We start from the raw sequence: 19,682 nt of genomic DNA on the forward strand, positions 1-19,682 counted from the left end.
CGGTGCGATCTGGGCCGGGACCGCCGGACCGGTAAGGGCGCGACCCCTTGTACGGTGGAGCGCGGTGGGGGATGTGAAGGTCGTTCGAAGACGCGCCTTGGCTGTTCCGGGCCTGTGCGCCCCGGCCCTCCCGACCCGGAAACCCTGGCCGGACGCAGCGCCGGGCCGTACCCGCGGTGACACCCCGCGGAGGAAAGTGGACTGAGATGACAGAACTGGCCCCCGGGGCGGCCGGAACATCCGGCACGGCGCCCCGCCGGACCGGCACCGGAACCGCGGACGGCGAGACGGTCTCGTCCACGTCACCGAGCCGGCGCCCGTGGACGTCGAGGCGGTGGGTGCTCCCCGTCGCCGAGGTCGTGGTCAGCGTGGTGATGGCACTCGGCTACACGCTGCTGTGCAAGCACATCAGCGTGAACCCCCTCAACCGCATCGGCCAGGTCAGCGGCCTCGCCAAGATGCAGCAGTACGCGGCCGTCATCGGCCTGCCGGTGCTCGCGCTGCTCCTCTACACCGCGTACCGGAGCACGCTGCGCCATCACCAGCAGGTGAAGCGCCTGGTCTGCGCCGCCCTGGCCGGCCTGGCCACCGGCATCGTGGCCGGCGGCATCGTCGTCGCCCTGCGGGGCACCCCCTCGCCGCTCGGCGGCCAGGAGGGCGACCCGAGCGTCCTCGTGGAGATGGCCAACTCCTTCCTGCACGGCGAGGGCATGTCGGGCATCTACCCGCCCGGCTTCCCGGCCCTGATGGCGCTCTGGGCGAAGGTCCGCTATGGCGGCCTCGGCGGGGGCGGCTTCGCCCTGCACGACATGCAGATCTTCTTCACCGCCCTGGTCGGCCCGATGGCCTACCTGTCCTGGCGGCTGCTGCTGCGCCCCTTCTGGGCGCTGCTGATCGCGGTTCCGGCGTCGGTCCTCTTCGTCGACCCGATCCGCCCCTACAGCCACGTCGTCATGCTCGTCCTGCTCCCGCTGCTCGGCTACTGCCTGCGCGAGATGAGCCGGGCCGGCGAGCGCTCCGTGAGGTCGCTGCTGCTGCGCGGCGCGGGCTTCGGCCTGATCTTCGGCCTGCTCTTCCTCTGGTACTCCGGCTGGTACGTGTGGGCCGCGCCCGGCGCGGGCCTGCTCGCCCTGTTCGTCTTCCCCTGGCGCAAGGGCGGGGCGGCCCGCAAGCGGGCGGCGCTGTACATCGGATCCCTCCTGGTGACGGCCGGCGTGGTCGGCGCCCCGCTGCTCTACCAGATGGCCCGGCTCGGCTCCCAGTCCCCGGACCGCTACGCCTACCTCTCCGTCTACGTGGACCCGGCCTACGTGCTGGGCTGGTCCTCCGACCGGTCCGGCGGGCTGACCTACCAGAACTGGCCGGTGGCGGGCGAGATGGCGGGGCAGACCGGCGTCTCCCTGCTGCTGCTCTTCGGTGTGGCCCTCGCCATGGGCCTCGGCCTGCGCAGCATGATGGTCCGGACCGCTGCGGCCACGCTGGCCGGAGCGTGGCTCGCCCGCATGTGGTTCGCCTCGCACATGGCGCACGACAAGGCGGTCATGCTCTTCCCGCGGACCACCTGGATCATCATGTACTGCCTGATGATCCTGGCCGTGCTCGGTCTGATGGCGACGGTCCAGCGGGGTTCCCGCTGGGCCGAGCGCTCCCTGCGGCCGAGCGGCGAGGGACCCTCGGCGCGGGTCCTGCCGCGGCGCGTGGTCCAGCAGGTCTCGGCCGGCATGATCTGCGCGCTGGCGCTGTTCGGCACGATGGGCGCGTCCTGGTCCATCAACCGGTACATGCCCTCGCCCGAGAGCGACCAGATGGGCATCGACGCCTACCGGGCGCACAGCGTGAAGAAGGCCGACGGCACCTGCCCGCGCTACGCGCCGGTCAAGAACTGCGCCGACATCAACATCAGGTTCTGGAAGCAGAACGGCGACGACGGCAAGATCTGGTGCGGCGGCATCCATCCCGCCAAGTGGCCCGTGGTCTGCGGCCGCAAGGCCCCGCCCGGCATCTGAGCGCATCCCCCGGTCGCGGGGAGAACGACGGGGGTCCCCGGGACATGGTCCCGGGGACCCCCGCTGCGTGGCGCGGTTTGACCACTCAGCGTGGCGGGGTATTGTCTTCCGCCCGATTGGCCAGGTACGTGTCTCGTATGGCAGACTACTCAAGTTGCTCGGCTGAGTGCCGATGCTGCGCGCCTCCCGCCGGGAGGACCGGAAGCGAGTCCCACAGTACTCGTCGCCTTATCTGCCTTTCGGGGCAGCAATGGGGCGGACGTACGGGAATCTTCTGGGAAGTGTCAGCACGGTGCCTTCCAGGCACTCGGTGGGTGTTTGCCCCCGATCTGCGGTCTTGGGACCGCACCCCCTTGGACGAGGGAATTTCCGTATGGGAATTTTCTGTAGAGGGAGTGCGACACGCCCGACCGCGTGGGTCGGAGGAAAGCGGCGGAGCGATCCGCAGCCGACCGAGAGCCAGAGCGTTTCCACAACAGACAGGACTACGGAGTAGCCATGGCGGGACAGAAGATCCGCATCCGGCTCAAGGCCTACGACCACGAGGTCATCGATTCGTCGGCGAAGAAGATCGTCGAGACGGTGACGCGCACTGGTGCGTCGGTCGCGGGCCCGGTGCCGCTGCCCACTGAGAAGAACGTGTACTGCGTCATCAAGTCGCCGCACAAGTACAAGGACTCGCGCGAGCACTTCGAGATGCGCACGCACAAGCGCCTGATCGACATCCTCGACCCGACGCCCAAGACCGTTGACTCGCTGATGCGCCTGGACCTTCCGGCCGGCGTTGACATCGAGATCAAGCTCTGAGAGGCACGGAGAAGATGGCAAAGCAGATCAAGGGCGTCCTGGGCGAGAAGCTCGGCATGACCCAGGTCTGGGACGAGAACAACCGTGTCGTCCCGGTGACCGTCGTCAAGGCCGGGCCCTGCGTCGTTACCCAGGTCCGCAAGAACGATATCGATGGCTACGAGTCGGTCCAGATCGCCTTCGGCGAGATCGACCCGCGCAAGGTGAACAAGCCCCTCAAGGGTCACTTCGCCAAGGCCGATGTAACCCCGCGCCGCCACCTGGTGGAGCTCCGGACCTCTGACGCCAGCGAGTACACGCTCGGCCAGGAGATCACCGCCGCTGTGTTCGAGTCCGGCGTCAAGGTTGACGTCACGGGCAACAGCAAGGGCAAGGGCTTCGCCGGTGTCATGAAGCGTCACAACTTCAAGGGCCTCGGCGCCGGCCACGGCGTGCAGCGCAAGCACCGCTCCCCCGGTTCGATCGGTGGCTGCGCCACCCCTGGGCGTGTCTTCAAGGGCATGCGCATGGCCGGTCGTATGGGTAACGAGCGCGTCACCACCCAGAACCTGACCATCCACGCGGTTGACGCGGAGAAGGGTCTGCTCCTCATCAAGGGCGCGGTCCCCGGTCCGAACGGCGGCCTCGTCCTGGTCCGTACCGCGGCCAAGGGGGCTTGAGGTAATGAGCACCATTGACATCCTTTCGCCGGCAGGCGACAAGGCCGGTACCGTCGAGCTCCCCTCGGAGATCTTCGACGCGAAGACCAGCATTCCGCTGATCCACCAGGTCGTTGTCGCTCAGCTGGCTGCTGCCCGTCAGGGCACGCACAAGACCAAGCGTCGTGGCGAAGTCCGTGGTGGTGGCCGCAAGCCGTACCGCCAGAAGGGCACCGGCCGCGCGCGCCAGGGTTCGACCCGCGCTCCGCAGTTCGTCGGCGGTGGCGTCGTCCACGGCCCGCAGCCGCGTGACTACTCGCAGCGGACCCCGAAGAAGATGAAGGCCGCCGCTCTCCGCGGTGCCCTGTCGGACCGCGCGCGTCACTCCCGCATCCACATCGTCACCGGTGTGGTCGAGGGTGCCGCCTCCACGAAGGCCGCCAAGACGCTGTTCGGCAAGATCTCGGAGCGCAAGAACCTGCTCCTGGTCGTCGACCGCGCCGACGAGGCCTCGTGGCTGTCCGCCCGCAACCTGCCCCAGGTGCACATCCTGGAGCCGGGCCAGCTGAACACGTACGACGTGATCGTCTCTGACGACGTGGTCTTCACTCAGGCCGCTTTCGAGTCCTTCGTGTCTGGCCCCAAGGCCGATGAGACCGAAGGGAGCGACGCCTGATGTCTGAGGCGACCGTTACCAGCAAGACCTTCACCGACCCGCGCGACCTGCTGATCAAGCCGGTTGTCTCGGAGAAGAGCTACGCGCTGCTCGACGAGAACAAGTACACGTTCATCGTCGCGCCCGGCTCGAACAAGACCCAGATCAAGCAGGCCGTGGAAGCGGTCTTCTCGGTCAAGGTCACCGGGGTCAACACGATCAACCGTCAGGGTAAGCGCAAGCGCACCAAGACCGGTTTCGGCAAGCGCGCTGACACCAAGCGCGCCATCGTGACCCTCGCTGAAGGCGACCGAATCGACATCTTCGGCGGCCAGGCCTCCTAACGGAGGTCTAGTCGTCCGGAATCGGACGAGGACTGAGAAATGGGTATCCGCAAGTACAAGCCGACGACCCCGGGCCGTCGTGGCTCCAGCGTCGCCGACTTTGTCGAGATCACGCGGTCCACGCCGGAGAAGTCGCTGGTTCGCCCTCTGCACAGCAAGGGTGGCCGTAACAACACCGGCCGGATCACTGTTCGCCACCAGGGTGGTGGACACAAGCGCGCCTACCGCGTGATCGACTTCCGTCGTCACGACAAGGACGGCGTGCCGGCCAAGGTCGCGCACATCGAGTACGACCCGAACCGCACTGCGCGCATCGCGCTCCTGCACTACGCCGACGGTGAGAAGCGCTACATCATCGCGCCGAAGAACCTGAAGCAGGGTGACCGGATTGAGAACGGCCCCACGGCCGACATCAAGCCCGGTAACAACCTGGCGCTCCGCAACATCCCGGTCGGTACCACGATCCACGCGATCGAGCTCCGTCCCGGTGGTGGCGCGAAGTTCGCCCGCTCCGCTGGTGCCTCCGTGCAGCTGCTGGCGAAGGAGGGCACCATGGCCCACCTTCGTATGCCGTCCGGCGAGATCCGTCTCGTCGACGCCCGCTGCCGCGCCACCGTCGGTGAGGTCGGCAACGCCGAGCAGTCGAACATCAACTGGGGCAAGGCCGGCCGTATGCGCTGGAAGGGCGTTCGCCCCTCCGTCCGCGGTGTCGCGATGAACCCGGTCGACCACCCGCACGGTGGTGGTGAGGGTAAGACCAGCGGTGGTCGCCACCCGGTCTCCCCGTGGGGTCAGAAGGAGGGTCGTACTCGCTCGCCGAAGAAGGCTTCGAGCAAGTACATCGTCCGCCGCCGCAAGACGAACAAGAAGCGCTAGGAGCGGGTTTAGATGCCGCGCAGTCTCAAGAAGGGACCCTTCGTCGACGGACACCTCATCAAGAAGGTGGACGTACAGAACGAAGCCGGTACCAAGACCGTCATTAAGACCTGGTCCCGTCGCTCGATGATCATCCCGGCCATGCTGGGTCACACCATCGCGGTGCACAACGGCAAGATCCACGTCCCGGTGTTCGTCACCGAGTCGATGGTCGGCCACAAGCTCGGCGAGTTCTCGCCGACTCGCACCTTCCGCGGCCACGTCAAGGACGACCGGAAGTCGAAGCGCCGCTAAAGGCGGGGTGGTTACGACTATGACTTACACCGAAGGGACAACCATGGAAGCCAGGGCCCAGGCGCGGTACATCCGCGTCACGCCCATGAAGGCCCGCCGAGTGGTGGACCTTATCCGTGGCATGGATGCCACGGAGGCTCAGGCGGTCCTGCGTTTCGCCCCGCAGGCCGCGAGCGTGCCGGTTGGCAAGGTGCTCGACAGCGCCATTGCCAATGCCGCACACAACTACAACCACCCGGACGCCACCACGCTGGTCATCAGCGAGGCGTACGTGGACGAGGGCCCGACCCTGAAGCGGTTCCGTCCGCGTGCACAGGGCCGTGCCTACCGGATCCGCAAGCGGACCAGCCACATCACCGTGGTCGTCAGCAGCAAGGAAGGTTCCCGGTAATGGGCCAGAAGGTAAACCCGCACGGGTTCCGGCTCGGCATCACCACCGACTTCAAGTCGCGTTGGTACGCCGACAAGCTGTACAAGGACTACGTCAAGGAAGACGTCGCCATCCGCAGGATGATGACGTCCGGCATGGAGCGCGCCGGCATCTCGAAGGTTGAGATCGAGCGCACCCGTGACCGCGTGCGTGTGGACATCCACACCGCTCGTCCGGGCATCGTCATCGGTCGCCGTGGCGCCGAGGCCGACCGCATCCGCGGTGACCTCGAGAAGCTCACGGGCAAGCAGGTCCAGCTGAACATCCTCGAGGTCAAGAACCCCGAGCTTGACGCTCAGCTGGTTGCCCAGGCCGTTGCCGAGCAGCTCTCCTCCCGCGTCTCCTTCCGTCGCGCCATGCGTAAGAGCATGCAGGGCACGATGAAGGCCGGCGCCAAGGGCATCAAGATCCAGTGTGGCGGTCGCCTCGGCGGCGCCGAGATGTCCCGCTCCGAGTTCTACCGCGAAGGCCGTGTGCCGCTGCACACCCTGCGCGCGAACGTGGACTACGGCTTCTTCGAGGCCAAGACCACCTTCGGCCGTATCGGTGTGAAGGTCTGGATCTACAAGGGCGACGTCAAGAACATCGCCGAGGTTCGCGCCGAGAACGCTGCGGCCCGTGCGGGTAACCGCCCGGCCCGTGGTGCCGCAGGCGCTGGCGACCGTCCCGCCGGCCGTGGTGGCCGTGGTGGCGAGCGCGGCGGCCGTGGTGGCCGCAAGCCGCAGCAGGCTGCTGGTGCCGAGGCCCCCAAGGCCGACGCTCCCGCCGCCGCTCCGGCCGAGAGCACCGGAACGGAGGCCTGACCGACATGCTGATCCCTCGTAGGGTCAAGCACCGCAAGCAGCACCACCCGAAGCGCCGTGGTATGGCCAAGGGCGGTACTGAGGTCTCGTTCGGCGAGTACGGCATCCAGGCGCTTACCCCCGCCTACGTGACGAACCGCCAGATCGAGGCGGCTCGTATCGCGATGACCCGCCACATCAAGCGTGGCGGCAAGGTCTGGATCAACATCTACCCGGACCGTCCCCTGACGAAGAAGCCTGCCGAGACCCGCATGGGTTCCGGTAAGGGTTCTCCCGAGTGGTGGATCGCGAACGTGCACCCGGGCCGGGTCATGTTCGAGCTGTCCTACCCGAACGAGAAGATTGCTCGTGAGGCGCTCACCCGCGCTGCTCACAAGCTTCCGATGAAGTGCCGGATTGTTCGGCGCGAGGCAGGTGAGTCGTGATGGCGACGGGAACCAAGGCGTCCGAGCTGCGTGAGCTCGGCAACGAGGAGCTCGTTGGCAAGCTGCGCGAGGCCAAGGAGGAGCTGTTCAAGCTCCGTTTCCAGGCGGCCACGGGCCAGCTGGAGAACAACGGCCGGCTCAGGTCCGTCCGTAAGGACATCGCTCGCATCTACACCCTGATGCACGAGCGTGAGCTCGGTATCGAGACGGTGGAGAGCGCCTGATGAGCGAGAAGAACGTGACTGAGACGACTGACCGCGGCTTCCGCAAGACCCGTGAGGGTCTCGTCGTCAGCGACAAGATGGACAAGACCGTCGTCGTCGCTGTCGAAGACCGCGTGAAGCACGCGCTGTACGGCAAGGTCATCCGCCGTACGAACAAGCTCAAGGCTCACGACGAGCAGAACGCTGCCGGCGTCGGCGACCGCGTCCTCATCATGGAGACGCGTCCGCTGTCGGCGAGCAAGCGCTGGCGCATCGTCGAGATCCTCGAGAAGGCCAAGTAACCATCTGAGGCCCTGGGCACCAGCCCAGGGGCCCCTCAGGTTCGTTCCGCCAGGCTCGGTGGGGGCGGTAGCTCTTCGGAGTGATGCCCCCGCCGGGAACCGGCAGACAAACAGGAGATAGACGTGATCCAGCAGGAGTCGCGACTGCGTGTCGCCGACAACACTGGTGCCAAGGAAATCCTTTGCATCCGTGTTCTCGGTGGCTCCGGTCGCCGCTACGCGGGCATCGGTGACGTCATCGTTGCCACCGTCAAGGACGCGATCCCCGGTGGCAACGTGAAGAAGGGTGACGTCGTCAAGGCGGTCATCGTTCGCACCGTGAAGGAACGCCGCCGCCAGGACGGCTCGTACATCCGCTTCGACGAGAACGCCGCCGTCATTCTGAAGAACGACGGCGACCCTCGCGGCACCCGTATCTTCGGCCCGGTGGGCCGTGAGCTGCGCGAGAAGAAGTTCATGAAGATCATCTCGCTCGCGCCGGAGGTGCTGTAAGCATGAAGATCAAGAAGGGCGACCTGGTTCAGGTCATCACCGGTAAGGACAAGGGCAAGCAGGGCAAGGTCATCATGGCCATCCCTACTGAGAACCGCGTCCTCGTCGAGGGTGTCAACCGGGTCAAGAAGCACACCAAGGCCGGTCAGACCGCTGGTGGTTCGCAGACCGGTGGCATCGTGATCACCGAGGCGCCGATCCACGTCAGCAACGTTCAGCTGGTTGTGGAGAAGGACGGCCAGAAGGTCGTTACCCGCGTCGGTTTCCGCTTCGATGACGAGGGCAACAAGATCCGCGTTGCCAAGCGGACGGGTGAGGACATCTGATGGCTACCACTCCGCGACTCAAGACGAAGTACCGCGAGGACATCGCGGGCAAGCTGCGTGAGGAGTTCTCCTACGAGAACGTCATGCAGATCCCCGGCCTCGTGAAGATCGTGGTCAACATGGGTGTGGGCGACGCCGCCCGCGACTCCAAGCTGATCGACGGCGCCATCAAGGACCTGACGACGATCACCGGTCAGAAGCCGGCCGTCACGAAGGCCCGCAAGTCCATCGCGCAGTTCAAGCTGCGTGAGGGTCAGCCGATCGGCTGCCACGTCACCCTCCGCGGTGACCGCATGTGGGAGTTCCTGGACCGTACGCTGTCGCTCGCGCTGCCGCGTATCCGTGACTTCCGTGGTCTGTCGCCGAAGCAGTTCGACGGCCGTGGCAACTACACCTTCGGTCTCACGGAGCAGGTCATGTTCCACGAGATCGACCAGGACAAGATCGACCGTACCCGGGGTATGGACATCACCGTGGTCACCACGGCGACCAACGACGATGAGGGCCGCGCCCTCCTTCGTCACCTCGGCTTCCCCTTCAAGGAGGCGTAAGCGAGATGGCGAAGAAGGCTCTCATCGCGAAGGCTGCCCGCAAGCCCAAGTTCGGTGTGCGTGCGTACACCCGCTGCCAGCGCTGCGGTCGCCCCCACTCCGTGTACCGCAAGTTCGGCCTGTGCCGCGTCTGCCTTCGTGAGATGGCTCACCGTGGCGAGCTGCCGGGCGTGACCAAGAGCTCCTGGTAATCCCTCTCGTCCGCAAGGACTTGAGCGGTACCAGGCACTCTCGGTAAGCATCTGGACGTCGGATGCCCGGCCGCGCATGCCTTAGGCTTGTGTGGTTGGGCGTCCGCCGCCCATAACGACTTACTACGCCGTAGGTCCCCGCACCGCACCCGTCCCGCCACTGAGTGGGGAGAGGGATGGCGCATACAGGAAACCCCGGCGAGAGAGGCCGAAGGCCACTTCATGACCATGACTGACCCGATCGCAGACATGCTGACCCGTCTGCGTAACGCTAACTCGGCGTACCACGACACCGTGGTGATGCCGCACAGCAAGATCAAGTCGCACATCGCGGAGATCCTCAAGCAAGAGGGTTTCATCACCGGCTGGAAGGTCGAGGACGCCGAGGTCGGCAAGAACCTCGTCCTCGAGCTGAAGTTCGGGCCGAACCGTGAGCGCTCCATCGCGGGCATCAAGCGGATCTCGAAGCCCGGTCTGCGCGTGTACGCAAAGTCCACCAACCTGCCGAAGGTGCTCGGCGGCCTGGGCGTGGCGATCATCTCCACGTCCCACGGTCTCCTGACCGGCCAGCAGGCAGGCAAGAAGGGCGTAGGTGGGGAAGTCCTCGCCTACGTCTGGTAGTCGGGAACGGAGGAAAAGCAATGTCGCGAATCGGCAAGCTCCCCATCCAGGTTCCCGCCGGTGTGGACGTCACCATCGATGGCCGCACGGTCGCGGTGAAGGGCCCCAAGGGTTCCCTCTCGCACACCGTCGCTGCGCCCATCGAGATCGTCAAGGGTGAGGACGGCGTTCTGAACGTCATCCGCCCGAACGACGAGCGTCAGAACAAGGCCCTGCACGGCCTGTCCCGCACGCTGGTGGCGAACATGATCACCGGCGTGACCGCGGGTTACGTCAAGGCGCTCGAGATCAGCGGTGTCGGTTACCGCGTCGCCGCGAAGGGCTCCAACCTGGAGTTCCAGCTTGGTTACAGCCACCCGATCCTGATCGAGGCGCCCGAGGGCATCTCCTTCAAGGTCGAGTCGCCCACCAAGTTCTCGGTCGAGGGCATCGACAAGCAGAAGGTCGGCGAGGTCGCCGCCAACATCCGCAAGCTGCGGAAGCCCGACCCGTACAAGGCCAAGGGTGTCAAGTACGCCGGCGAAGTCATCCGCCGCAAGGTCGGAAAGGCTGGTAAGTAGCCATGGCATACGGTGTGAAGATCGCCAAGGGCGACGCGTACAAGCGCGCTGCCAAGGCTCGCCGCCACATCCGCATTCGCAAGAACGTGTCGGGTACGGCGGAGCGTCCGCGCCTCGTCGTGACGCGTTCCAACCGCAACATCGTTGCTCAGGTCATCGACGACCTCCAGGGTCACACCCTGGCGTCCGCGTCGACCCTGGACACCTCGATCCGCGGTGGCGAAGGCGACAAGAGCGCCCAGGCCCAGGCCGTCGGCGCACTCGTCGCCGAGCGTGCCAAGGCCGCGGGTGTCGAGACCGTCGTGTTCGACCGCGGTGGCAACCGATACGCCGGGCGCATTGCCGCTCTGGCTGACGCCGCCCGCGAAGCCGGGCTGAAGTTCTAAGCCCCGGTTCCGGGACTCACGGACGTAACAGAGAGAGGTAATCCAATGGCTGGACCCCAGCGCCGCGGAAGCGGTGCCGGTGGCGGCGAGCGGCGGGACCGGAAGGGTCGCGACGGTGGCCCTGCCGCCGAGAAGACCGCTTACGTTGAGCGCGTTGTCGCGATCAACCGCGTCGCCAAGGTTGTCAAGGGTGGTCGCCGCTTCAGCTTCACCGCGCTGGTCGTGGTGGGCGACGGTGACGGCACCGTAGGTGTCGGTTACGGCAAGGCCAAGGAAGTTCCCGCGGCCATCGCCAAGGGTGTCGAGGAAGCCAAGAAGTCCTTCTTCAAGGTTCCGCGCATCCAGGGCACGATCCCTCACCCGATCACGGGCGAGCGTGCGGCCGGCGTCGTGCTCCTGAAGCCGGCTTCCCCCGGTACCGGCGTTATCGCCGGTGGCCCGGTGCGCGCCGTTCTCGAGTGCGCCGGCGTTCACGACATCCTGTCGAAGTCGCTCGGCTCTTCGAACGCGATCAACATCGTGCACGCGACCGTGGCGGCCCTCAAGGGCCTGCAGCGTCCCGAGGAGATCGCGGCTCGCCGTGGTCTGCCCCTCGAGGACGTCGCTCCCGCGGCTCTGCTGCGCGCACGTGCCGGGGCGGGTGCGTAATGGCTCGCCTCAAGGTCACGCAGATCAAGTCGTACATCGGCAGCAAGCAGAACCACCGTGACACGCTGCGTTCGCTCGGGCTCAAGCGCCTGAACGACGTCGTCGTCAAGGAGGACCGCCCCGAGTTCCGCGGAATGGTTCACACCGTCCGCCACCTCGTGACGGTTGAGGAGGTTGACTAACATGGCTGAAAACAGCCCGCTGAAGGCCCACAACCTCCGTCCCGCCCCCGGCGCCAAGACCGCGAAGACCCGTGTCGGTCGTGGTGAGGCGTCGAAGGGTAAGACGGCAGGTCGTGGTACCAAGGGCCAGAAGGCCCGTTACCAGATCCCGGTGCGCTTCGAGGGTGGGCAGATGCCCCTCCACATGCGCCTGCCGAAGCTCAAGGGCTTCAAGAACCCGTTCCGCACCGAGTTCCAGGTCGTGAACCTGGACAAGCTCGGCGCTCTCTACCCCGAGGGTGGAGAAGTCACGGTGGCCGACCTGGTCGCCAAGGGCGCGGTTCGCAAGAACAGCCTCGTCAAGGTCCTGGGCCAGGGCGAGATCTCCGTGGCGCTGCAGGTTTCGGTTGACGCCGTTTCCGGCTCCGCCAAGGAGAAGATCGCCGCCGCTGGTGGCACCGTGACCGAGCTCGTCTAAGACGAACTCAGTGACAAATAGCTAGAAACCCGACCGGGGGTGCCTCACATATGGGGCATCCCCGGTTGGTCGTTCCACGGGGGGCTCAGTCGCCGGTATGGTGGCCTGCACCTTTGCTTGTACGTATTCGTCGATCCCTCAGACCGTCACCTCTGACGCAGTAGCGCGGGGGTCGCAGGAGGCACCGTGCTCACCGCGTTCGCCCGGGCGTTCAAGACGCCCGACCTGCGCAAGAAGCTGCTCTTCACGCTCGGCATCATCGTGCTGTATCGGCTCGGGTCCCATGTACCGGTACCCGGCGTGAGCTACAAGAACGTTCAGATCTGTGTCGACTCGGCCGGGAGCAGCAACAGCCTCTTCGGTCTCGTCAACATGTTCAGCGGCGGTGCGCTGCTGCAGATCACGATCTTCGCGCTCGGCATCATGCCCTACATCACGGCGAGCATCATTCTGCAGCTGCTGACCGTGGTCATCCCGAAGCTGGAGAACCTCAAAAAAGAGGGTCAAGCCGGTACTTCGAAGATCACTCAGTACACGCGCTATCTGACGGTCGCGCTCGCGATCCTGCAGGGCACCGGCCTCGTCGCCACCGCCCGCAGCGGCGCCCTCTTCCAGGGCTGCGCGGTCAAAGACCTGATCGTTCCGGACCGGTCGATCTTCACCACCGTCGTCATGGTGCTCACCATGACCGCGGGCACCTGCCTGGTCATGTGGCTCGGTGAGCTCATCACCGACCGCGGCATCGGCAACGGTATGTCGATCCTGATGTTCATCTCGATCGCCGCGGGCTTCGTCGGCGCCCTCTGGCAGATCAAGCTCCAGGGCAAGATCGCGGACGGCTGGGTCGAGTTCGGCGTGGTCATCCTGGTCGGCCTCGCGATGGTGGCCCTGGTGGTCTTCGTCGAGCAGGCGCAGCGACGGATCCCCGTCCAGTACGCGAAGCGCATGATCGGCCGCCGTGCTTACGGCGGCACCTCGACGTACATCCCGCTCAAGGTGAACCAGGCCGGTGTCATCCCGGTCATCTTCGCCTCGTCGCTGCTGTACATCCCGGCACTGATCGTCCAGTTCAGCGGTTCGACCGCCGGCTGGGCGACGTGGATCCAGAAGCACTTCGTCAAGGGCGATCACCCGTACTACATCGCCGCCTACTTCCTCCTGATCGTTTTCTTCGCGTTCTTCTACGTGGCGATCTCGTTCAACCCCGAGGAAGTTGCGGACAACATGAAGAAGTATGGTGGGTTCATCCCGGGCATCCGCGCCGGTCGGCCCACCGCCGAGTACCTCAGCTACGTACTCAACCGGATCACCTGGCCGGGGTCGCTGTACCTGGGTCTCATCGCTCTTGTGCCGACGATGGCGTTGGCGGGCTTCGGCGCGAACCAGAACTTCCCGTTCGGCGGGACGAGCATCCTGATCATCGTGGGTGTGGGTCTGGAGACCGTGAAGCAGATCGAGAGCCAGCTCCAGCAGCGTAATTACGAAGGGTTCCTCCGCTGATGCGAATCGTCCTCGTCGGACCGCCCGGTGCGGGCAAGGGAACGCAGGCGGCCGTGCTCGCCAAGACCCTGTCCATCCCGCACATCTCCACGGGCGACCTGTTCCGGGCCAACATCAGCCAGGGCACCGAGCTCGGCCGGCGCGCGAAGGCGTTCATGGACGCCGGCGACCTCGTCCCGGACGAGGTCACCATCAGCATGGCCAAGGACCGCATGGAGCAGGCGGACGCCGCGGGCGGCTTCCTGCTCGACGGCTTCCCGCGCAACGTCTCCCAGGCCGAGGCCCTCGACGTGATGCTGAAGACCGAGGGCATGAACCTCGACGCCGTCCTCGACCTGGAGGTCGAGGAGGACGAGGTCGTGAAGCGTCTCGCCGGCCGGCGCACGTGCCGCAACGACGGCGGGCACGTCTTCCACGTCGCGTACGCCCCGCCGAAGATCGAGGGTGTCTGTGACATCTGCGGCGGCGAGCTGTACGTGCGCGAGGACCAGTCCGAGGACGCGGTCCGCAACCGGCTGGAGGTCTACCACACCCAGACCGAGCCGATCATCGACTACTACAAGGCCCAGGGCCTCGTGTCGACGATCCCGGCCCTGGGTGAGGTCAAGGACGTCACGCAGCGCGCGATGGACGCCCTCAAGAAGTAGTTTCCCTGCAGTGCAGCCACGGCCGCGGTGTCCCCAGGACGCCGCGGCCGTACTGTTGACGCGACCCCGAACCGAAGGTGGAAGGCAATTCCCATGGTCCAGATCAAGACCCCCGAGCAGATCGTGAAGATGCGCGAGGCGGGACTGGTCGTCGCCGCGATCCACGCGGCGACCCGTGAGGCGGCCGTGCCCGGCGCCACGACGCGGGATCTGGACATGGTGGCCCGCAAGGTCATCGCCGACGCCGGCGCCAAGTCGAACTTCCTCGGCTACGGGGGCTTCCCCGCGACCATCTGCACCTCGGTCAACGAGGTCGTCGTCCACGGCATCCCGGACGACAAGACGGTCCTCAAGGACGGCGACATCATGTCGATCGACGCCGGCGCCATCATCGACGGCTGGCACGGCGACGCCGCGTACACCGCCTTCGTGGGCACCGGGCACGCCCCTGAGCTCCTGGAGCTCTCCCGGGTGACCGAGGAGTCCATGTGGGCCGGCATCGCCGCCATGAAGCTCGGCAACCGCCTCGTGGACATCTCCAAGGCGATCGAGACGTACATCAAGCGCCAGCCGCGTCCGACCACGGGTGAGCACAGCCTCGGCAAGTTCGGGATCATCGAGGACTACGGCGGCCACGGCATCGGCTCCGAGATGCACATGGACCCCCACCTGCTGAACTACGTCTCCCGCAAGCGGGGCAAGGGGATCAAGCTGGTCCCGGGCCTCTGCCTGGCGATCGAGCCGATGGTCTCCCTGGGCACGGCCCAGACGGAGGTCCTGGCCGACGACTGGACGGTCATCACCACGGACGGCACCTGGTCCTCGCACTGGGAGCACTCCATCGCCCTGACCGAGGCGGGCCCGATCGTGCTGACCTCCCCGGACTGCGGCAAGGCGAAGCTGGCGGAGTACGGCATCACGACCGCGCCGGACCCGCTGGGCTGAGCGCGGCCCTGCCCGCCCGGGGCGCCCGCGGCGGCGCGCGCGGGGCAAGGGTTGGTGATCTACCCTGTAGGGCACACTTTCCGGATTAGTTTTCCGGAGGGCCCTGACGTAGACTGACTCGTCGGCTCCTTTGCACCCGCATGTCCGCATGCGAAGGCGGGGAGCTGATCAAGGTAGCCGATTCGAAAGGCGAAGCGTGGCCAAGAAGCAAGGTGCCATCGAAATCGAGGGCACCGTGATCGAGTCCCTCCCGAACGCGATGTTCAAGGTGGAACTCCAGAACGGTCACAAGGTCCTCGCGCACATCAGCGGCAAGATGCGCATGCACTACATCCGCATCCTCCCTGATGACCGGGTCGTCGTGGAGCTCTCTCCGTACGACCTGACGCGTGGCCGGATCGTCTACCGATACAAGTAGATCTTGTCTTCACTCCCGTCCGGACGGCTTGTCCTGGCGCGGGTGGTGGCACTGACCCGGAGAACCTCACCCACATGAAGGTCAAGCCGAGCGTCAAGAAGATCTGCGACAAGTGCAAGGTGATCCGCCGTCACGGTCGGGTCATGGTCATCTGCGACAACCTGCGCCACAAGCAGCGCCAGGGCTGACGCACGCCGACCGACCTGCACTCCGCAGTTCTTCGCGCGACGTAAGAAAACGTACATACGCAGAACCCGCCCAGTCCTGACCAGGACCGGCGGCACCTCCGGCGGGGGCCGGGGACCCGGACGTACCACCACCCAGCAGGTGTGGTCGGCGGTCGGGGTTGGTTCTGCGGAAGACCCCCGAACACACAGGAGCCATTGAATGGCACGCGTTTCCGGTGTTGACATCCCGCGCGAAAAGCGTGTGGAGATCGCACTTACCTACGTCTTCGGTGTCGGTCGCACCCGGTCCAAGGAAATCCTTGCGGCCACCGGTGTGAACCCCGACACCCGCGTTCGTGACCTGGCCGAAGAGGACCTGGTCAAGATCCGCGAGTACGTGGACGCCAACCTCCGCACCGAGGGTGACCTCCGCCGCGAGATCCAGGCCGACATCCGCCGCAAGGTCGAGATCCAGTGCTACCAGGGTATCCGCCACCGTCGCGGCCTCCCGGTGCACGGCCAGCGCACCAGCACGAACGCGCGTACCCGTAAGGGCCCGCGTCGCGCGATCGCCGGTAAGAAGAAGCCGGGCAAGAAGTAGTCCTGTTCAGCGGTCTTGCGCTGTAGGACCGACCACCTCCCGTAGGAGATTTAGATGCCCCCCAAGGGTCGTCAGGGCGCTGCCAAGAAGGTGCGCCGCAAGGAAAAGAAGAACGTCGCTCATGGGCACGCCCACATCAAGAGCACGTTCAACAACACCATCGTCTCGATCACGGACCCCGCGGGCAACGTGATCTCCTGGGCCTCCGCCGGCCACGTCGGCTTCAAGGGCTCGCGCAAGTCCACCCCCTTCGCCGCGCAGATGGCCGCCGAGTCGGCCGCCCGTCGCGCGCAGGAGCACGGCATGCGCAAGGTCGACGTCTTCGTCAAGGGTCCCGGCTCCGGCCGTGAGACCGCGATCCGCTCCCTCCAGGCCACCGGCCTCGAGGTCGGCTCGATCCAGGACGTCACCCCCACCCCGCACAACGGCTGCCGTCCGCCGAAGCGCCGCCGCGTCTGACGCAGCGCGCTCAGGTTCCGCACCTGTGCGTTTTTGAGTGTCCGGGCGGTACGAACCCCTCGCTGGGGACGTACCGCCCGTACCCTTGTAGTCCGCGGCCCCGTGCCGCGTCCGTCGGGCGTCAAATAGTGGGCGTCCACGAATGAAGGAACACACATGCTTATCGCTCAGCGTCCGTCGCTGACCGAAGAGGTCGTCGACGAATACCGCTCGCGCTTCGTGATCGAGCCGCTGGAGCCGGGCTTCGGCTACACCCTCGGCAACTCGCTCCGCCGCACGCTCCTGTCCTCGATCCCGGGTGCCGCTGTCACCAGCATCCGCGTGGACGGCGTCCTGCACGAGTTCACCACCGTGCCGGGCGTCAAGGAAGACGTCACCGACATCATCCTCAACATCAAGCAGCTGGTCGTCTCCTCGGAGCACGACGAGCCGGTCGTGATGTACCTGCGCAAGCAGGGTCCCGGCCTGGTCACCGCTGCCGACATCGCGCCCCCGGCCGGTGTCGAGGTGCACAACCCGGACCTGGTCCTCGCCACGCTCAACGGCAAGGGCAAGCTGGAGATGGAGCTGACCGTCGAGCGCGGTCGCGGCTACGTCTCCGCCGTCCAGAACAAGCAGGTCGGCCAGGAGATCGGTCGCATCCCGATCGACTCCATCTACAGCCCCGTCCTCAAGGTCACCTACAAGGTCGAGGCGACCCGAGTCGAGCAGCGCACCGACTTCGACAAGCTGATCGTCGACGTCGAGACCAAGCAGGCCATGCGCCCGCGCGACGCCATGGCGTCCGCCGGCAAGACCCTGGTCGAGCTGTTCGGCCTGGCGCGTGAGCTCAACATCGACGCCGAGGGCATCGACATGGGCCCGTCCCCGACCGACGCGGCCCTGGCCGCCGATCTGGCGCTGCCGATCGAGGAGCTCGAGCTCACGGTCCGTTCGTACAACTGCCTCAAGCGCGAGGGCATCCACTCCGTGGGTGAGCTCGTCGCCCGCTCCGAGGCGGACCTGCTCGACATCCGCAACTTCGGTGCGAAGTCGATCGACGAGGTCAAGGCGAAGCTGGCCGGCATGGGCCTGGCCCTCAAGGACAGCCCGCCCGGATTCGACCCGACCGCCGCCGCCGACGCCTTCGGCGCCGACGATGACGCGGACGCCGGTTTCGTCGAGACCGAGCAGTACTAAGCGCCACCAGCGCGACTGAAACTTTCCCGGGGCGTCCGCTTCGGGGGAACTGACACCGGTACCTGACACGGCCGGTGCAGATATGAAGGAGTATGACCATGCCGCGTCCCGCAAAGGGTGCCCGTCTGGGCGGCAGCGCCGCGCACGAGAAGCACCTCCTCGCGAACCTCGCGAAGGCGCTCTTCGAGCACGGCCGCATCACCACCACCGAGGCCAAGGCCCGTCGCCTGCGTCCCTACGCCGAGCGTCTGGTGACCAAGGCCAAGAAGGGCGACATCCACAACCGTCGCCTGGTGCTGCAGACGATCACGGACAAGAGCATCGTGCACACGCTCTTCACCGAGATCGCCCCGCGCTACGAGAACCGCCCCGGTGGTTACACGCGCATCACCAAGATCGGCAACCGTCGTGGCGACAACGCCCCGATGGCCGTGATCGAGCTGGTCGAGGCCCTTACGGTCGCCCAGCAGGCCACTGGTGAGGCCGAGGCCGCCACCAAGCGCGCCGCGAAGGACGCCGAGGCCGTGGCCGAGGCTCCCGCCGCCGAGGAGACCAAGGAGGCCTGATCCTCCGGGATCGAGCTTTCTTGATCGGCTCTGAACGGGCCCGCCCCCTTCCGGGGGCGGGCCCGTTCTGCGTTTCCCCGGCGTTCCAGGCGCTCCGGCGCTTCTTTGAGCTTCTGAGAGGATCGGTCACGTGAGTGACGAGGTGGAGCCCGGACACGTCCGGGTCAGGCTGGACCTGAGCTATGACGGCAAGGACTTCTCCGGCTGGGCGAAGCAGCGGGTGCTGCGGACCGTCCAGGGCGAGCTGGAGTCGGCCCTGCAGACCGTGATGCGGCTGCCGGACCCGGTCGAGCTGACCGTGGCCGGGCGTACGGACGCGGGCGTGCACGCCCGGGGGCAGGTCGCGCAGTTCGACGTGCGCGACGAGGTGTGGGCCGAGCACCAGGACAAGCTGCTGCGCCGCCTCGCGGGCCGGCTGCCGCACGACGTACGGGTGTGGAAGGCCGCACAGGCCCCGGCCGGCTTCAACGCGCGGTTCTCCGCGATCTGGCGCCGCTACGCCTACCGCGTCGGCGACCACCAGGCCGGCGTGGACCCGCTGCGCCGCGGCCACGTGCTGTGGCACCAGTGGCCCCTGGACGTGGACGCCATGAACGAGGCCGCCGCCGCGCTGCTGGGGGAGCACGACTTCGCCGCGTACTGCAAGAAGCGCGAGGGGGCCACGACGATCCGTACCCTCCAGCAGCTCTCCTGGGAGCGGGGCGAGGACGGGATCGTCACCGCCACCGTCCGGGCCGACGCCTTCTGCCACAACATGGTCCGCTCGCTCGTGGGCGCCCTGCTGCACGTCGGCGACGGCCACCGGCCGACCGACTGGCCGGGGAAGGTGCTCGGGGCCGCCGTGCGGGATTCCTCGGTGCACGTGGTCAAGCCGCACGGGCTGACGCTCGAGGAGGTCGGCTACCCGGCCGACGAGCTGCTCGCCGCGCGCAGCAAGGAGGCGCGCAACCTGCGCACCCTGCCCGGGGCCGGCTGCTGCTGAGCGGCGGCTAATCCGTTTGGG

The 19,682-nt window shown here is 66.5% G+C and carries 32 protein-coding genes; all 32 read left to right on the plus strand.

Features of this window, described 5'->3' with window-relative positions; translation table 11 throughout:
• The first annotated feature begins 206 nt into the window (after nucleotides 1–206).
• The 32 genes from ACWF9Z_RS11785 (at nucleotide 207) to truA (ending at nucleotide 19,661) form a co-directional block, all read left to right on the plus strand.
• Nucleotides 207–2,006 (plus strand): hypothetical protein, encoded by a 1,800-nt coding sequence (locus ACWF9Z_RS11785; RefSeq protein ID WP_453600537.1) that lies wholly within the window; start codon nucleotides 207–209, stop codon nucleotides 2,004–2,006.
• A gap of 498 nt (nucleotides 2,007–2,504) precedes the next feature.
• On the plus strand, nucleotides 2,505–2,813 hold the full coding sequence (rpsJ, locus tag ACWF9Z_RS11790) for a 30S ribosomal protein S10 (protein ID WP_003948644.1): 309 nt from the start codon (nucleotides 2,505–2,507) through the stop codon (nucleotides 2,811–2,813).
• Between the two features lie 14 nt (nucleotides 2,814–2,827).
• Entirely contained in the window at nucleotides 2,828–3,472 is a 645-nt protein-coding gene (rplC, locus tag ACWF9Z_RS11795) for a 50S ribosomal protein L3 (RefSeq protein WP_215015311.1), read from the plus strand.
• A gap of 4 nt (nucleotides 3,473–3,476) precedes the next feature.
• Nucleotides 3,477–4,127 carry a 50S ribosomal protein L4 gene (rplD, locus tag ACWF9Z_RS11800; protein ID WP_453600540.1) on the plus strand — a complete coding sequence of 217 codons (651 nt, stop codon included), beginning with the start codon at nucleotides 3,477–3,479 and terminating at the stop codon, nucleotides 4,125–4,127.
• Complete coding sequence (gene rplW, locus ACWF9Z_RS11805; RefSeq protein ID WP_356649541.1) at nucleotides 4,127–4,450, plus strand: 50S ribosomal protein L23; 324 nt, start codon at nucleotides 4,127–4,129, stop codon at nucleotides 4,448–4,450. Before rplD ends, rplW begins: the two co-directional genes overlap by 1 nt.
• A gap of 39 nt (nucleotides 4,451–4,489) precedes the next feature.
• Nucleotides 4,490–5,326, plus strand: coding sequence for a 50S ribosomal protein L2 (rplB, locus tag ACWF9Z_RS11810; RefSeq protein WP_112447748.1), 837 nt, complete (start codon nucleotides 4,490–4,492; stop codon nucleotides 5,324–5,326).
• 12 nt (nucleotides 5,327–5,338) lie between these two features.
• Entirely contained in the window at nucleotides 5,339–5,620 is a 282-nt protein-coding gene (gene rpsS, locus ACWF9Z_RS11815) for a 30S ribosomal protein S19 (RefSeq protein ID WP_112447747.1), read from the plus strand.
• A gap of 43 nt (nucleotides 5,621–5,663) precedes the next feature.
• The gene (gene rplV / locus ACWF9Z_RS11820; RefSeq protein WP_214946990.1) at nucleotides 5,664–6,011 is read left to right on the plus strand and encodes a 50S ribosomal protein L22; all 348 of its coding nucleotides are present in this window, start codon (nucleotides 5,664–5,666) and stop codon (nucleotides 6,009–6,011) included.
• Entirely contained in the window at nucleotides 6,011–6,853 is an 843-nt protein-coding gene (gene rpsC / locus ACWF9Z_RS11825; protein ID WP_266626437.1) for a 30S ribosomal protein S3, read from the plus strand. The genes rplV and rpsC overlap by 1 nt, the downstream gene beginning before the upstream one ends.
• Nucleotides 6,854–6,858: 5 nt before the next feature.
• On the plus strand, nucleotides 6,859–7,278 hold the full coding sequence (gene rplP, locus ACWF9Z_RS11830; RefSeq protein WP_030026326.1) for a 50S ribosomal protein L16: 420 nt from the start codon (nucleotides 6,859–6,861) through the stop codon (nucleotides 7,276–7,278).
• Nucleotides 7,278–7,502 (plus strand): 50S ribosomal protein L29, encoded by a 225-nt coding sequence (rpmC, locus tag ACWF9Z_RS11835; protein ID WP_073912892.1) that lies wholly within the window; start codon nucleotides 7,278–7,280, stop codon nucleotides 7,500–7,502. Before rplP ends, rpmC begins: the two co-directional genes overlap by 1 nt.
• Nucleotides 7,502–7,783: a 30S ribosomal protein S17 gene (rpsQ, locus tag ACWF9Z_RS11840; protein ID WP_243333368.1), complete on the plus strand. Its 282-nt coding sequence runs from the start codon at nucleotides 7,502–7,504 to the stop codon at nucleotides 7,781–7,783. The genes rpmC and rpsQ overlap by 1 nt, the downstream gene beginning before the upstream one ends.
• 123 nt (nucleotides 7,784–7,906) lie before the next feature.
• On the plus strand, nucleotides 7,907–8,275 hold the full coding sequence (gene rplN / locus ACWF9Z_RS11845; RefSeq protein WP_003956455.1) for a 50S ribosomal protein L14: 369 nt from the start codon (nucleotides 7,907–7,909) through the stop codon (nucleotides 8,273–8,275).
• A gap of 2 nt (nucleotides 8,276–8,277) precedes the next feature.
• Nucleotides 8,278–8,601, plus strand: coding sequence for a 50S ribosomal protein L24 (gene rplX, locus ACWF9Z_RS11850; protein WP_356649542.1), 324 nt, complete (start codon nucleotides 8,278–8,280; stop codon nucleotides 8,599–8,601).
• Nucleotides 8,601–9,152 (plus strand): 50S ribosomal protein L5, encoded by a 552-nt coding sequence (gene rplE, locus ACWF9Z_RS11855; RefSeq protein WP_030388859.1) that lies wholly within the window; start codon nucleotides 8,601–8,603, stop codon nucleotides 9,150–9,152. Before rplX ends, rplE begins: the two co-directional genes overlap by 1 nt.
• Nucleotides 9,153–9,157: 5 nt before the next feature.
• Nucleotides 9,158–9,343 carry a type Z 30S ribosomal protein S14 gene (locus ACWF9Z_RS11860; protein WP_003956452.1) on the plus strand — a complete coding sequence of 62 codons (186 nt, stop codon included), beginning with the start codon at nucleotides 9,158–9,160 and terminating at the stop codon, nucleotides 9,341–9,343.
• A 222-nt stretch (nucleotides 9,344–9,565) separates the two neighbouring features.
• Entirely contained in the window at nucleotides 9,566–9,964 is a 399-nt protein-coding gene (gene rpsH / locus ACWF9Z_RS11865) for a 30S ribosomal protein S8 (RefSeq protein ID WP_007265911.1), read from the plus strand.
• A gap of 20 nt (nucleotides 9,965–9,984) precedes the next feature.
• A complete protein-coding gene (gene rplF / locus ACWF9Z_RS11870; RefSeq protein WP_453600548.1) occupies nucleotides 9,985–10,524 on the plus strand; it encodes a 50S ribosomal protein L6 in 540 nt (179 codons plus the stop codon).
• Between the two features lie 2 nt (nucleotides 10,525–10,526).
• Nucleotides 10,527–10,910: a 50S ribosomal protein L18 gene (gene rplR, locus ACWF9Z_RS11875; RefSeq protein WP_008739696.1), complete on the plus strand. Its 384-nt coding sequence runs from the start codon at nucleotides 10,527–10,529 to the stop codon at nucleotides 10,908–10,910.
• Between the two features lie 45 nt (nucleotides 10,911–10,955).
• The gene (gene rpsE, locus ACWF9Z_RS11880; RefSeq protein WP_073912880.1) at nucleotides 10,956–11,558 is read left to right on the plus strand and encodes a 30S ribosomal protein S5; all 603 of its coding nucleotides are present in this window, start codon (nucleotides 10,956–10,958) and stop codon (nucleotides 11,556–11,558) included.
• Complete coding sequence (rpmD, locus tag ACWF9Z_RS11885) at nucleotides 11,558–11,740, plus strand: 50S ribosomal protein L30 (protein WP_112447741.1); 183 nt, start codon at nucleotides 11,558–11,560, stop codon at nucleotides 11,738–11,740. Before rpsE ends, rpmD begins: the two co-directional genes overlap by 1 nt.
• A gap of 1 nt (nucleotide 11,741) precedes the next feature.
• Complete coding sequence (gene rplO, locus ACWF9Z_RS11890; RefSeq protein WP_214946842.1) at nucleotides 11,742–12,197, plus strand: 50S ribosomal protein L15; 456 nt, start codon at nucleotides 11,742–11,744, stop codon at nucleotides 12,195–12,197.
• Between the two features lie 186 nt (nucleotides 12,198–12,383).
• Nucleotides 12,384–13,697, plus strand: coding sequence for a preprotein translocase subunit SecY (gene secY / locus ACWF9Z_RS11895; RefSeq protein ID WP_453600554.1), 1,314 nt, complete (start codon nucleotides 12,384–12,386; stop codon nucleotides 13,695–13,697).
• On the plus strand, nucleotides 13,697–14,344 hold the full coding sequence (locus ACWF9Z_RS11900; protein WP_453600557.1) for an adenylate kinase: 648 nt from the start codon (nucleotides 13,697–13,699) through the stop codon (nucleotides 14,342–14,344). The genes secY and ACWF9Z_RS11900 overlap by 1 nt, the downstream gene beginning before the upstream one ends.
• Nucleotides 14,345–14,437: 93 nt before the next feature.
• Nucleotides 14,438–15,289 (plus strand): type I methionyl aminopeptidase, encoded by an 852-nt coding sequence (gene map, locus ACWF9Z_RS11905; RefSeq protein WP_453600560.1) that lies wholly within the window; start codon nucleotides 14,438–14,440, stop codon nucleotides 15,287–15,289.
• A gap of 196 nt (nucleotides 15,290–15,485) precedes the next feature.
• The gene (infA, locus tag ACWF9Z_RS11910; protein ID WP_003956442.1) at nucleotides 15,486–15,707 is read left to right on the plus strand and encodes a translation initiation factor IF-1; all 222 of its coding nucleotides are present in this window, start codon (nucleotides 15,486–15,488) and stop codon (nucleotides 15,705–15,707) included.
• A gap of 74 nt (nucleotides 15,708–15,781) precedes the next feature.
• The gene (gene rpmJ, locus ACWF9Z_RS11915; protein ID WP_003956441.1) at nucleotides 15,782–15,895 is read left to right on the plus strand and encodes a 50S ribosomal protein L36; all 114 of its coding nucleotides are present in this window, start codon (nucleotides 15,782–15,784) and stop codon (nucleotides 15,893–15,895) included.
• Nucleotides 15,896–16,094: 199 nt separating this feature from the next.
• The gene (rpsM, locus tag ACWF9Z_RS11920; RefSeq protein WP_008739674.1) at nucleotides 16,095–16,475 is read left to right on the plus strand and encodes a 30S ribosomal protein S13; all 381 of its coding nucleotides are present in this window, start codon (nucleotides 16,095–16,097) and stop codon (nucleotides 16,473–16,475) included.
• Nucleotides 16,476–16,529: 54 nt separating this feature from the next.
• Nucleotides 16,530–16,934, plus strand: a complete 405-nt coding sequence (rpsK, locus tag ACWF9Z_RS11925; RefSeq protein ID WP_006376016.1) for a 30S ribosomal protein S11 — start codon at nucleotides 16,530–16,532, stop codon at nucleotides 16,932–16,934.
• A gap of 156 nt (nucleotides 16,935–17,090) precedes the next feature.
• Nucleotides 17,091–18,113: a DNA-directed RNA polymerase subunit alpha gene (locus ACWF9Z_RS11930; protein WP_215023456.1), complete on the plus strand. Its 1,023-nt coding sequence runs from the start codon at nucleotides 17,091–17,093 to the stop codon at nucleotides 18,111–18,113.
• A 98-nt stretch (nucleotides 18,114–18,211) separates the two neighbouring features.
• A complete protein-coding gene (gene rplQ, locus ACWF9Z_RS11935; RefSeq protein WP_030298228.1) occupies nucleotides 18,212–18,679 on the plus strand; it encodes a 50S ribosomal protein L17 in 468 nt (155 codons plus the stop codon).
• Between the two features lie 130 nt (nucleotides 18,680–18,809).
• On the plus strand, nucleotides 18,810–19,661 hold the full coding sequence (gene truA, locus ACWF9Z_RS11940; RefSeq protein WP_453600564.1) for a tRNA pseudouridine(38-40) synthase TruA: 852 nt from the start codon (nucleotides 18,810–18,812) through the stop codon (nucleotides 19,659–19,661).
• The last annotated feature ends 21 nt before the right edge of the window (nucleotides 19,662–19,682 follow it).

This window comes from Streptomyces sp. NPDC054961, assembly GCF_053609145.1.